Annotated in this window: 12 protein-coding genes; 9 read left to right on the top strand and 3 right to left on the bottom strand. The window is 37.3% G+C overall.

Annotated features, from left to right (window positions below; all coding sequences use genetic code 11):
- Positions 1-319: 319 nt before the first annotated feature.
- From LG276_RS22555 to LG276_RS22530, 6 genes are all read left to right on the top strand, one after another.
- On the top strand, positions 320-1495 hold the full coding sequence (locus LG276_RS22555; protein WP_224936866.1) for a ParM/StbA family protein: 1176 nt from the start codon (positions 320-322) through the stop codon (positions 1493-1495).
- A 10-nt stretch (positions 1496-1505) separates the two neighbouring features.
- Positions 1506-2084, top strand: coding sequence for a hypothetical protein (locus LG276_RS22550; protein ID WP_289434951.1), 579 nt, complete (start codon positions 1506-1508; stop codon positions 2082-2084).
- Positions 2085-3175: 1091 nt separating this feature from the next.
- A complete protein-coding gene (locus LG276_RS22545) occupies positions 3176-4072 on the top strand; it encodes an NAD(P)/FAD-dependent oxidoreductase (protein ID WP_404292975.1) in 897 nt (298 codons plus the stop codon).
- 20 nt (positions 4073-4092) lie between these two features.
- Positions 4093-5754, top strand: coding sequence for an alpha-glucosidase (locus LG276_RS22540; protein ID WP_404292973.1), 1662 nt, complete (start codon positions 4093-4095; stop codon positions 5752-5754).
- A gap of 46 nt (positions 5755-5800) precedes the next feature.
- Positions 5801-6277 (top strand): Cys-tRNA(Pro) deacylase, encoded by a 477-nt coding sequence (gene ybaK, locus LG276_RS22535; protein ID WP_251162380.1) that lies wholly within the window; start codon positions 5801-5803, stop codon positions 6275-6277.
- Positions 6278-6408: 131 nt separating this feature from the next.
- Positions 6409-6741, top strand: a complete 333-nt coding sequence (locus tag LG276_RS22530) for a hypothetical protein (protein WP_224936861.1) — start codon at positions 6409-6411, stop codon at positions 6739-6741.
- Positions 6742-6802: 61 nt separating this feature from the next.
- Here LG276_RS22530 and LG276_RS22525 read toward each other — a convergent pair whose 3' ends face one another.
- Entirely contained in the window at positions 6803-8143 is a 1341-nt protein-coding gene (locus tag LG276_RS22525) for a YjiH family protein (RefSeq protein ID WP_224936860.1), read from the bottom strand.
- A gap of 206 nt (positions 8144-8349) precedes the next feature.
- Between LG276_RS22525 and LG276_RS22520 the strand changes: the two genes are divergently transcribed.
- Genes LG276_RS22520 through LG276_RS22510 form a run of 3 tightly spaced genes read left to right on the top strand, consistent with a single transcriptional unit; the run spans position 8350 to position 11024 of the window.
- Positions 8350-9153, top strand: a complete 804-nt coding sequence (locus LG276_RS22520) for an ABC transporter permease (protein ID WP_404292971.1) — start codon at positions 8350-8352, stop codon at positions 9151-9153.
- Between the two features lie 8 nt (positions 9154-9161).
- Positions 9162-9959: an ABC transporter permease gene (locus LG276_RS22515; protein ID WP_404292969.1), complete on the top strand. Its 798-nt coding sequence runs from the start codon at positions 9162-9164 to the stop codon at positions 9957-9959.
- Between the two features lie 45 nt (positions 9960-10004).
- Positions 10005-11024: an ATP-binding cassette domain-containing protein gene (locus LG276_RS22510; protein WP_404292967.1), complete on the top strand. Its 1020-nt coding sequence runs from the start codon at positions 10005-10007 to the stop codon at positions 11022-11024.
- Positions 11025-11058: 34 nt separating this feature from the next.
- On the opposite strand, the gene LG276_RS22505 is transcribed toward LG276_RS22510, so the two are convergent.
- The gene (locus tag LG276_RS22505) at positions 11059-12792 is read right to left on the bottom strand and encodes an ABC transporter ATP-binding protein (RefSeq protein ID WP_289434942.1); all 1734 of its coding nucleotides are present in this window, start codon (positions 12790-12792) and stop codon (positions 11059-11061) included.
- Positions 12767-13561 (bottom strand): MerR family transcriptional regulator, encoded by a 795-nt coding sequence (locus tag LG276_RS22500; protein ID WP_404292965.1) that lies wholly within the window; start codon positions 13559-13561, stop codon positions 12767-12769. The genes LG276_RS22505 and LG276_RS22500 overlap by 26 nt, the downstream gene beginning before the upstream one ends.
- Positions 13562-13956 lie beyond the last annotated feature (395 nt).

Below are 13956 nucleotides of genomic sequence, written 5' to 3'. Positions count from 1 at the left end.
TAGGAAGGTTTGTGTTTACATGTATTCTGTAATTGAATGCATGTAAACGAAATAAGTGTGCAAGTTTACGTTATTGTTTACATGTGGTCTTTAATATGTGTACAAGTATGCAAAAGTGTATACATATTGTTATATCAACGTGTGTGCTTGTTGTGTATTCTTGTAAACATTAAAGTATGCAAGTATGCGTAATTTTGCTGTTTGTTTACGTTTTTACGTTTTGGTAACTTTTCACCCTGTTTCATTGCTTATTACTTCATTCTCTATTACTCTTAAACTATTAACTCAAATTTATGAGAATGAAAGGGTTGGATAAGAGATGACGAATACAAGAATTGCGGCTGTCGATGTTGGTAATGATTCGCTTAAAGCTATTTTTGGTAAGGTAGAGAACGAGCTTAATTTACCGAATGTCGTAGCAAGAGATATTGAGGATAGACCAGTCATTGGAATTGAAGAGCTAAATAGTAAGGATCCGCTAGATGGCATACATATTCGTGTCCACTCCCCTGCTTTGAAAGAGAATAATGCAATCTATCGTGTTGGGCATTTAGCAACCAAAAGTGATAACGCGTCAGAGCTTGATCCAGGCAGTAGTAAATCTGAAGAAGATCAAACATTGGTCATGTTATTTACAGCATTGGCATTGGATGCAGTTAACGAAGAAAAAGGAGCTACATTTAAGAGATCTGGTAATGTGGTGGATGCGAATTATTTATTAGGTACAGGCCTTCCATTGAGAGAAGCTAAAGAAGGTAAAGATTCAGGTTATCGTTCTAAATTAATGGGGTCTGTTCATCAAGTTGAATTTTTAATTACGCCTAAATATCAAGGGATAAAGGTTAATATTAAATTTGATGATGTTAAAGTTTATCCTGAAGGCTTTGCTGCATTCATTAATTTGGTGATGGACAATCAATTAAATATTATTAATAAAGACTTAATAGATAAACGCATACTTATTCAGGATATTGGTGGTTTATCAACAGATATCGCAGTTATTAAAGATCGAAATGTGGATGATGATAAAGCTCAAGGCTTTAATTTAGGTGTGTCTGAATCTTTAGAAGCGATTAGAGAAGAAATAAGATCAAAACATGGTATAGAGCTTGATAGCCGCCGCGATGTCGTAGAGATTATTACAAGAAAAAACAATCGCAACCATATTATGGTTAAAGGTAGCCGCACAAGCGTTCATGACATTACAGATCGCATTCTTTTAGACTTAGCGAAGAAGCAATACCGTTTATTAAGAAACGTATGGCAAAAAAATTCGCAAACCGAGATATGCTATTTTGTTGGTGGTGGCTCCATCGTCCTAAAAGATTACCTCAAGACATTGAATAATAATTTAGATGGCTTTAACATCGACTTTTTTGAAGATGAAAAAGAAAGCATTTGGATGATGGCGAATGCCTATTATAAATTGGTTGCAGATTATGCAAGAAGAACAAATAAAGATAAGCAGGATAAGAAACCTGTTAAATCAAACTAGGTGAGTTTTGATGAAAAAACCAGCTTCTTCGGAATTGAAAAGGGGTCAGTCAATTTCATTCCGAATACCATCTGATACACCAGATTATTTACTAAAAGAGCTACAAAGGTTAAAAACAACAGAGAGAAGAAATTTTTCTAGTAAGGTTGCAGAAATTGTCCTTGCGGGAGTCAATCAAAATAAGAGTAATGAGAGAGAAGCTATTACGATTCCACTTCCGAAACACTTAACAAAGGTTCAAAAGGATTGGCTAAAACACGAGCATTCTGAGGCACTACTCGGAAGTATTGTGTACCAGCTTATTTCCGACCCACTCAGAGCTACAGCATTATTAGCCTCTTTAAATAGTGGCTCAGCTAATATCGATGAAGCATTATATTTGCAGGAAGAATCAGGAGCTCGACCTGTTGATGAATGGCAGGAAACTGCTGCTGCGGAAGAACCTGCTGACGATGCGACGTTTGAAGATGAACTAGATAGTTTCGATTGGAATCAAGCGAAGAAAAACGAACCAGAACCACATAAGGAAGAAGCCGAAGAAGATATTGATGATTTATTAGGTGGTTTTTTGTCACATATGAATAAATAGCAGGAAGGTTGCCGACGTGGGTGGGCAACCTTTTTGTTATTTTTGAATCCATGTTGGGTGGGTCTGTGAAGATATGTCTTTAATTAGGGAACAAGAGAGAGAATTGCGACTAAAAAGAGAGCTCCTGAAGAAATAAGTAGGGAAAAAGGGAGAATCGCGACTAAAAAGAGAGCTTTCCAAGGAATAAGTAGCGAAAAGGGGAGAATCGCGACTAAAAAGAGAGCTCCTCAAGAAATAAGTAGGGAAAAAGGGAGAATCGCGACTAAAAAGAGAGCTTTCCAAGAAATAAGTAGCGAAAAGGGGAGAATCGCGACTAAAAAGAGAGTTTTCCAAGAAATAAGTAGTGAAAAGGGGAGAATCGCGACTAAAAAGAGAGCTCCTCAAGAAATAAGTAGGGAAACAGGGAGAATCGCGACTAAAAAAAGAGCTTTCCAAGAAATAAGTAGCGAAAAGGGGAGAATCACAACTAAAAAGAGAGTTTTCCAAGAAATAAGTAGCGAAAAGGGGAGAATCGCGACTAAAAAGAGAGTTCCCCAAGAAATAAGTAGGGGAAAAAGGGAGAATCGCGACTAAAAAGAGAGCCTTCCAAGAAATAAGTAGCGAAAAGGGGAGAATCGCGACTAAAAGAAGAGCTCCTCAAGAAATGAGTAGCGAAAAAGGGGAAATCGCGACTAAAAAGAGAGTACCCAAGAAATGAGTAGCGAAAAAGGAAGAACCGCGACTAAAAGAAGAGCTCCTCCAGAAATAAACAAAGTAAAAAGGAGTGTGCCGCAAGTCTGAGTAACTAAAAAGTTAAAAAGCACGTCACTCGAAAAGAATTTAAAGAATATTAGCACTTATCAACAGTTGTCCACAACAAAAAGTGGATAACTTAAAAAGGTGAAATGGATTCAAAGGAAGAAGTTATTTATATCACGGAGAAAAGCTATTAAACCAAGCGTTTGTTCGTATGTGTATAACCCTGTGTATATATATGGTTTATCCACAAGTTAATGTGTTTATTGTGGATAATAAGTTTTTGTTGCCCTTTTTCATTTTTTTTCATCCGTTTGGAAACAATACAAAGATGAAAATGAGGAGGGATGAGGAGTATGAAATACGAATGCATCATTATTGGTGGTGGAATCGCAGGGTTACAGGCAGCGATTCAATTAGGTCGTTATAAACACCGGGTGTTAGTGCTTGATGATAATCAAGGTCGATCGTCAATCTGTCAAAGTTATCATAATATATTAGGTTATTCTAATGGCGTAAGCGGCCCTTATCTAAGGGAAATCGGGAGAGCGCATGGAGAACAATATGGTGTTCATTATCAAGATGAACGAGTGGTAGACATTGTATACGAGGAAGAGGAGTTCATTATTTACACAAGAAGTAATAAGCAATATAGGGGCATGCGGTTATTACTTGCCACAGGAATCATGGACCATATTCCTCCTTATGAATCGCTCGGCCCATGTCTAGGTTTGACTGTGTATGTGTGTCCAGACTGTGATGGGTATGAGGTGAAGGATAAAACAACGGTTGTGATGGGTTCTGGGAACACGGGTGCTAATATGGCATTGACGCTTGCTTATTGGACGAATTCAATAATATTCGTTAATGATGAGAAAAAAGAGGTTTATCCACAAACTTATCAACAGTTAGAGAAATTAGGAATAGAAGTGATTGAAGAAAAAATAGCGGAAGTATTGGCAGAGGACTCATCGTTTCGGGGGGTTCGATTGGAATCTGGGCAGGTTGTAGAAGGTGAGAGGGGTTTTATTGCTTATGGAGGGAATCAGGTGAAATCAGACTTAGCAGCAAAATTAGGTGTAGAACGTTTAGGTAATCAGCATATTATAACGGATGGGCGCTCGAAAATGACGAATGTCCCTCATGTTTGGGCTGCGGGTGATGTTGTGGCTCATTCAGAACAAGTGACAATTGCTATGGGTGAAGGCTCTCAGGCGGCCATATGGATTCATAAATCATTAATTAATCGTTAGTAGAAGGTGAGGAATGGGATGTGACTTGGTGGAAAAACGCAATTGCCTATCAAATCTATCCGCGAAGCTTTCAAGATTCAAATGGGGACGGCATTGGGGATATTCAAGGCATTATTCAACGTTTATCATATTTAAAAGAACTTGGGATTGATTTAATTTGGATTTGTCCGATGTATCAGTCTCCTAACGATGACAACGGCTATGACATTTCAAATTATCAAGAAATACTAGCTGAATACGGGACAATGAATGACTTTGATCAATTATTAGAAGAAGTGCATCAAAGAGGTATGCGACTAATTATTGATCTTGTTTTAAACCATACAAGTGATGAGCATGCATGGTTTATAGAGTCGAAAGCTAGCAAGGAATCGAAAAAACGAGATTGGTATATTTGGAGAAAAGGAAAAGATGGGCAAGAGCCGAATAACTGGGCCAGTATATTTGGTGGTTCTGCATGGACGTTTGATGAAAAAACGGATGAATATTATTTGCATATATTCTCTAAAAAACAACCAGATTTAAACTGGGAAAATCAAGCGGTGCGTCATGCACTATACGATACAGTCAATTGGTGGCTAGAAAAAGGAGTAGACGGTTTTAGAATTGATGCGATTAGTCATATCAAGAAAAGCCCGGGATTACCAGACATCCCTCCAACTAATAAAGAGACATATGTTCCTTCTTTCTCGAAGCATATGAATCAACCTGGAATCCATGATTGGCTTTTAGAATTAAAAAAAGAAACGTATGGGAAGTACCCTGTCGTTACGGTTGGGGAGGCAAATGGGGTTAGTGCAGAGGAGTCTCTTCTTTGGGTTGGTAAAGATCAAGGGAAAATGGATATGGTTTTTCAATTTGAGCATCTTGGTTTATGGGATGCAGAAGAAAAACCAGTCCTGGATATCATTGCTCTGAAAGAAGTATTAACAAAATGGCAAGTCGCACTAGCTTCAGATGGTTGGAATGCTCTATTTCTCGAAAATCATGATAAGCCGAGAATTGTTTCAACTTGGGGAAATGATAAAGATTATTGGTATGAAAGCGCCACAGCCTTAGCATGTATGTACTTCTTTATGAAAGGCACCCCCTTTATTTATCAAGGCCAAGAAATAGGCATGACGAATGTGCACTTCGAAGGGATGTCCTCCTATTATGATATCCTCACTCATCATCTATATAAGGACAAACAACAGAAAGGTTGGTCACATAAAGAGATTATGAAACTCATCTGGGCTTCTTCTCGTGATAATAGCCGTACACCTATGCAGTGGAGCTCTGATTCAAACGCAGGTTTTACGGAGGGCAAACCATGGATGGAGACAAATGAGAATTATACAAAAATCAATGTTACCCTCCAAAAGAATTCAAATCATTCTGTATTGCAATTTTACAAAGAGATGATTACTTTAAGGAAAACTCACGCTACATTTATTGAGGGTGAATATAATCTTCTTTTTCCAAATCATAAACAGATTTTTGCTTATACAAGAGAAGATGAAGAACAGAGGTTTCTGGTTATAGTAAACCTGTCTGAGTGTAGCGTAACTGTAAATTTAAATCACCAACTTGTCAGGGATAGTGCAAAGCTATTATTATGGAACTATCAAGCACAAGGCGATCTATCGCTATCTAAGAAAATGAAACTCCGTCCATATGAAGCTAGAGTTTATCGAACATAAGCAAATATAAATATATTTTTTCGTTATTTCTAGGAGTTGTAGATGAATGGCAAAAGGAAAAACAAATGCGATGCGGTTATTAGATCAGTCGAAAGTAAGCTATGAGATCATGACTTATGATGTCGCGGATGGAAAAATAGATGGTCTTTCGGTGGCAGAAAAAACGGGGAAATCAGGTCAAACGGTTTTTAAAACATTAGTGACAGCGGGTGCAAGTAAGCAAAACTATGTCTTTGTTATTCCAGTCGATAAGGAACTGGATATGAAAAAGGCAGCTAAGGCGTCAGGTGAGAAAAAAATTGAAATGATTCATGTGAAAGATATTCAGAAGATAACCGGCTATATTCGTGGCGGCTGTTCACCAATTGGTATGAAAAAACAATATCCTACCATTATCGATGCATCAGCAAAAGATTTGAAAAGTATGATTGTTAGTGGGGGTAAATTAGGTACTCAGATAGAATTAACGTTGCAAGACCTCATTAAAATGACAAGTGCAGAATTATACGAGATCGCTCAATAAAATACCAAATGCCTCAGAAGATGTTACTGCAGGCATTTTTTTGTTTTCTGCATAGGGATTATCGTGAATTTCTAAAGAGGTGTGAGGCCAAATAGTCATTTTTCACATAAGATGTGCATGAGGTGATTAATATGAGTCATTTTAACGTACATGAACCAAAAGGTATGAAAGGGAAGCTGTTAAAAAATATGGATATAGGTACATTCCAGCAAACGCCCCCTTCTTATAAACCGCCAAAAAAAATGCCCAATCTACCTGAAGAACAACCTGAATTCATTTTGAAACAAATTTGTGTGAAAGGATTATACCGTATTCACTGTATGGCGCTTAAAAATGGAGAACAACTATGGTTTTGTCCAACCTTCATAAAGGGACAAACGTTGTATGGGTGGAGGTTTTATCGTAACCGATGGATCTTTTTAGTTATACATCTATCAAAAGTTCAATCAATTCAATGTATATAAAAACGCCACCTGTTAGGAATGACAGGTGGCGAAAATTTATTTCCCGAGAAAGAATAACGTGTTAAAAAATAAAATGAGCAACCAATGTAATAATTGGTAAAGCAATAACTGTTCTCAGAATAAAAATGAGTACTAAATCAAAGAAAGATACAGGAATTTTAGAACCTAGTAGTAATCCGCCAACTTCAGACATATAAATGAGCTGTGATACGGATAGAGCAGCGATGACAAACCGTGTCATTTCACTTTCAATTCCTGCCCCCATGACAGAAGGTAAAAACATATCTGCAAACCCAACGAATAATGTTTCAGATGCGGCAGCAGCTTCAGGTAGTCCTAAAAGCTCCAAAATAGGAATAAATGGAATTCCTATCCAAGTGAAGATAGGCGTATATTCAGCTAAAATTAACGCGAGTGTGCCGAGGGCCATAACAATCGGTGCAACACCCATCCACATATCTAAAATATTTTTAAAGCCATCGGTGAAGAAAGCCTTAACATCTTTATTTTTCTTTGCTCTATTAATCGCAGAATCAATACCCCAAGTAAAAGAATTATAGCCTTTAGGAATGTCCTCATCGGCTTCATTTGCTTTCTCTTTATAATAAGTATCCGCTTTTCTTGAAAGTGGTGGGATACGAGGCATAATAAATGCTGCAATAAGCCCTGTTGCTAGTATGGTTAAGTAGAAAGGAATAAAGTAATCCCCCAAACCAACTTGAGAAATAATAACAAGACTGAAAGTGATAGACACAACAGAAAAGGTAGTTCCGATAATAGCCGCTTCTTTTTTTGTATAATAGCCTTCTTCGTACTGCTTACTTGTTAAAAGCACTCCGATTGTGCCATCTCCAATCCAAGAGGCAACACAGTCGACTGCTGAACGACCTGGTAGTTTGAAAAGTGGTCTCATTACCTTGGTAAGTAAAGAACCAAATAACTCTAGTAGACCGAAATTGACTAATAACGGCAAAAGTAAGCCGGCAAATAAAAATACACTAAATAAAACGGGCAATAGATCAAATAATAAAAGTCCACCAGTAGCTGTAGACCAAACTGCTTCAACTCCCCATTGGAGATATGTTAGAACAGCAAATACAGCCCCGATAAAGCGGACAATTACCCATCCATATGTGACATTGAATAGGTTATTTAAAAAGGGTGAGTTTTTGAATATAGCAGGAGATATCTTGGCAATCAAAGTTCCTACTAAAGTAAGGACAATAATAACGACCATAATAAGTGGAATATATCCATTTAATAAATCCTGTATCCAGCCGGATAATATAGCGATAGGAATTGTTACCTCCCCATCAATACTAATAGGAATCATAAAGAATAAGATACCTAGAATTGACGGAATGAGGAAGGTCAACATATCCGATAATTTATATTTACGCATCAGTTGATGTCTCCTTCTAATAAAAATAAGTCAGACTACATTTTAATTCATTCTATATTAATTGCCAACCTTATACTTAAAAATGGTAGAGATGTTATTCTATTGTCAATTTTAATAATTGTCAAACTAAAAGGGGTGAGACTTAGTAAAATTATGTTAAAATGTTTGCAGATGACGTGATTTTTAAAGAAGCAGGTGGGAAGTAGATGTTCAATTATCGATTGTATTGGACGTTTGCCAAAAAGTCTTTTCTTCGTTCGGCTGTGTACCGGTTTGATGTCTGGTCTAGACTCGGTTCTAATGTGATCTTTCTTTTAATGTGGGGTTCTATCTGGACAGCGTTATATGCGGGTAGAGAAGAGGCTGGTGGCGTCAGTTTTCAAGCAATGCTTACATATATTGTAGTAAGTCAATTTCTCTCAGGTGTAAACGGGGCAGGGACTCCTCTCTGGGAAATACAAGAAAAAGTGCGTACTGGTGATATTTCATTGGAATTAATGCGTCCTTTTGATATACCTTTACGTTATTTATTCGCAGACTTTGGCAGTGTGTTTTTCTATATGATTACTGCACTATTACCTTTGTATATTATATTATTTTTCTTCATGGACCTTTCATTACCTAACGATCCACTTATCTGGTTAGCTTTTTCATTTGCCGCTTTTATTGGGTTTTTAATTCGTTATTGTATTGAAATGGCCTTTGGATTATTAACTTTCTTTCTAGTAGAAACCGGCGGAGTTGAGGATATCTTTTATTTTGCGATGTCATTACTATCTGGTTCTGTTATTCCATTGTGGTTTTTCCCAGGTTGGCTCGCGAGCTTTGCCTCATACTTGCCCTTTCAAGGTATTTATTACATACCAAATGCGATCTTTATTGGTGAGATTGCAGGATATCAAATCCTTACTTCTATTGGGGTTCAGTTGTTTTGGGTGGTCGTTACATATATCTTTTTAAGATTAGTATGGAATAAAGCATCGCAGAAGGTAGTTGTTCAAGGGGGATAAGTACATTCATGAGATATATTGATTTATATTTTAAACTTGTTGCTGCTGGTATAAGGGCCCAGCTGCAATACCGATTTGCCTTCTTTATGAGGATTGTAGGGATGCTGACCTCGTATGCAGGAACGGCGATAACGATGTGGGTAATGCTTTATCAGTTTCAGGAGTTAGGTACATGGAATTTTTATGAGATGTTATTTTTATTTGCAATAGCTGTGCTCTCTTGGGGATTTTGCATTATTTTATTTTTCCATTTTCGTAGTCTTGATACATACATTTTGAACGGTACATTTGATCGTTTCTTAGTGCGACCGATTAATCCTTTTTTTCACTTTATGGCGATGAAATTTGATGTGGCATCCTTTGGACAGTTTATTTTTAGTATCTTTATTTTTATTTGGGTAAGTGTAGAATTACACATTCATTGGACCATTGCTAATGTCCTGTTTTTATTGGCCGCAGTGATTGGTGGAGTCCTTATACAAGGTGGCTTGCTCGTGATTATCTCAGCTTTTGCTTTTTGGACAACGAAATCGGAGCAATTTTATTGGGTAGTAATGTATCCAGCAAGAAACTTAACGAATTACCCATTAGTCATTTATCCAAAAATGGTGCAATGGTTTAGGGCGTTTGTTGTTCCTTTTGGTTTTGTGAATTATTTTCCTGCAAGCGTTATCTTGGGTAAAGAAACGCCATACTTTCCAGAAAATATTGGTTATTTTTCACCATTGGTTGGTATTGTTTTCTTCATTATTGCCTATTACATTTGGATGCTAGGACTCAGCCGTTATAAGAGTACGGGCTCATAAAGCGTAGTGAAGGTTGGCAGTCATAAACAGAGTGGAGGGTAAAGAATGGCTATCATAGAAGTAGATCAGTTGATGAAAGAATTTAAAGTTGCGAAACGTGAGACCGGCTTTCTTGGTGCCATGAAAAGTCTGGTAAAACGTGAATTTTATACGAAGCATGCGGTAAAGGATGTAAGTTTCACTGTGGATAAAGGAGAAATGGTCGGCTATATCGGGCCTAACGGTGCAGGGAAATCAACAACGATTAAAATGTTAACCGGAATTCTTGTGCCTAGTGGAGGAACGGTTAAAGTAAATGGCATCGTTCCTTATGAAAACCGCCAAGCAAATGCAAAAAATATAGGTGTTGTCTTTGGGCAAAGAACGCAATTATGGTGGGATTTACCAACGATTGAATCATTCGAATTATTAAAGGAAATTTATCAAGTTTCGCATAGCCGCTATAAAGAAAATATGAATACATTTACGGAAATTCTTGGGCTAGATGAGTTCATCAATACGCCAGTCAGGCAACTTTCGTTAGGTCAGAGAATGCGTGCTGACATTGCCGCTTCCTTACTGCATGATCCTCCCATTTTATTCTTAGATGAACCAACGATTGGGTTAGACGTAGTGGCGAAAGAACGCATGCGTACATTTATAAAAGAAATCAATAAAGAACGCGATATTACAGTTATTTTAACCACCCATGATATGGAAGATATCGAACAACTTTGTAAAAGGATGGTATTAATTGATCACGGGCAGAAAGTGTATGATGGAGAAATGGCTGTAGTGAAAAATCGATTTGGGAAAATTCGTACTCTTGTAGTAGATCTAGAACAACATTCTAAGCCATTGACGCTTGAAAAAGCAGAAGTGTTTAAAGAAGAAGCAGGTAAGTATTGGATACGCTTTAATCGAGAAGATATATCTGCTTCGGGTGTTATCACGCAAATTACACAAACACATAATATTAAAGATTTAACTGTCGAAGAGCCTGAAATTGAATCAATTATTAGTCGTATTTATCAAGAAGGCTTTGACGGTGTTGAGCAACCTATTCCTGTTAAAAGTGGGTCATAAAAGAAGCTGAGTAGAGGTATGCCTCTCTCTCAGCTTACGTTTGACTGATATTTAATTGCTTTGTAGCGAGTTGTACGTATAAAGGGTGTGATTGCAGCAATTCAGCGTGTGTCCCTTTTCCTGTAATTTTTCCATTTTCGAGAACAATAATTTGGTCGGCATCAATGATAGTTGACAGTCTGTGTGCAATGACGAGTGTTGTTCGGCCTTTCATTAAATTTTGGAGAGCTGATTGTACGAGTTGTTCGGATGAACTATCAAGATTCGATGTGGCTTCATCTAATAAAAGAATTTTTGGATCACGAATAATGGCCCTAGCAATGGCAATGCGTTGGCGTTGTCCACCAGAGAGTTTAATTCCTCTTTCGCCTACATCAGTGTTTAAACCATTTGGCAATCTCTCTATAAACTCTGCTGCATGAGCTTGTATAGTTGCTTGCCGTAATTCCTCTTCACTAATTTCTCTTTTCGTGCCATATGTTAAGTTTTCTCGAATCGTGCCAGACATCAGCGGGCTCTCCTGAGAAACATAACCAATTTGTTCCCGCCAATTTTCAAGAGCATACTCGTCTGCAGGATGACCATTTAATAGAATAAGGCCACCATTAGGTTCATAAAAGCGTTCGAGCAGAGCGAATAAGGTTGTTTTACCGCTACCACTTGGACCGACAAATGCCGTCGTTTTTCCAGCTGGAATGTGTAAATTGATATCTTTAATGATCTGGTCATCTTTATATGAGAATTGGAGTTGGTTAAAAGAAATCTCCTCTGGATGAATTATCCCTTTTGTTCCTTCATTCATATTCTCAGTAGGTGTATTTAACATATCCTGAATTCTTTCTGTTGCACCCATTGCTTTTTGATAAGCAGTAAAGAAGGAAGCCATTTGGGTAAATGGAACAACAATCTGGAACATATAAATAATAATAGCTACCAATGAACCTGCAGATAATTCCCCTGAAGCGACTCGTACACCGCCGTATCCAATTAGGACAACAAGAACAAACATCATAATAAAGGTCATAAATGGTGAGACGACAGCCTGGATTTTTGCTTCCTTTAAACCAAATTGGAATAAGCGCTGAATGTTTTTATTCCCTTTTTCAATCTCCGTTTTTTCAGCTTGATAAGCCTTCACAAGTCGAATATCTGATAAGACCCGACCAAGGTTACTTGTAAAGTCAGCCATTTGATCTTGGGTAGATAAAGAGACTTTATATATTTTTTGCCCGAGCGGCATAATTATAAGAACGGCTAATGGAACAGCAATAAGCATGATGAGTGTCATTCGCCAGTCAATCATTAGTAGAATAATAATTGCCCCAATGATTGAAATCATTCCCGTTATAAAAGTAATAATATGTTGGGTAATCAACGTTTTTACTATATTTGTATCTTGTGTGATGCGGCTCATTGTTTCTCCTGATTGATGCTTATCAAAGAAAGGAATTGGGAGATGGATGGAATGTTCCCATAGTTTCCTTCGTAAAGAAGCAACCATTCTCTCTCCAATATAAGTCATTAAATAAAAGGAGAAACCTGAGGCAATTGTTTGGATAATGAACGCGCCTCCTAATAATGCAATGAGCGAAAGTTCAAGGCGAGATGTAGCTAACTGGTCGACCATATTAGCTGTGAATAATGGAACGACTAATCCTGCTGCGGTTTCAAGTAGGCTGAGTAGCAAAGCAACAATTATGATCCACTTTGGTACATTTGCGCCTTTTAATAATGACCACAGACTAGTCGTTTTCTTTTTTGTCTTCAATTTTTTCCATTCCTTTCTTTTCTAGATAAATGGAGATAGCTTGGGCAAGCCATTCTTCTTCTTCCACTGTAAATGGAGAGGGGAAAAGAACAGGAGCTTCGGCAAGATGGCGATCAATATCGTCATTTACTTCTGTTATGCGGAGAATGATTTCCTCTATATTGGGATAAAGGTCATAGAGGATATCCCAAATGGCTGCAACCACTGTTTGGACATGCTCATCATTATGATCAGCGCCCACCAACTTTTTTATGTTTGCAAATTCTTTAGCGACTCGTTTGTTTAGTTGTTGTTGTTTTTCATCAGAAATATTGTAGATATCTTGAATCATATGCTCAGGGATAAAATTCCTCATCCATTCTTTATGCTCCGCCTCCATTTGAATGGAGTTAATAAGCATAATGAAAATATTGGGATCAACTGTTTGATTTTCTTCTAAAATAGAAAGAGCATGGTCTAATGTTTTAATCATATGATTTATTTGCTGTCTTTTGATAACGAGCTCTTCTCGTTGAAACGAAAGAGATTGTCGCAGATCCCACTCATTGTTGTTGAGAAGTTTCTGTATTTTATTTAATGGATAACCCAAGTATTTTAAAGTAACAATCTTTTGAACTGTTAATATTTCGTTTGTAGAATAATATCTATCACCTGTTTTGCTAGTGCGTGCGGGCTTTAATAAGCCAATCTCATCATAATAATGCAATGTACGAATGGTCGTATTTGTTTTCTTAGCAAATTCTCCAATACGGTAATAATCATTTGTCATAAGAGGCCCTCCTTATGTAGTATTATAAAACCTCACGTTACGTTAGATACAATGGTAAAAATAAAAAACTTATTCGATGTTGCTCAACATAATAACTGGTCGAATTTATGGGGGCTTTTCTCTTCACTTATTGGAGAACTAGATGTAAGAAACGGTAGATGAGTTGTTAAACATATCCTTTGGTCTAATAAATATCCCTATAGGGGAGGATAAGCAGAGGATAGGATAAGCGTGCAGAAGTGATGTAGATGCAAGTGGCAGCAAAAAGAGGTGATGTTGAGCGTAAAAGGGTATGCACCAATAGTTGAAAATAGACTTTAGACAAATGATAATGTTACTATGGCGATTAACCAATCTAATTATCACACAGTCTGAAGCGATTTACATCACGAATT

The organism is Cytobacillus kochii, assembly GCF_044790165.1.
GTDB lineage: Bacteria > Bacillota > Bacilli > Bacillales > Cytobacillaceae > Cytobacillus > Cytobacillus kochii.
This window is presented reverse-complemented; position numbering and strand designations above follow the sequence as displayed.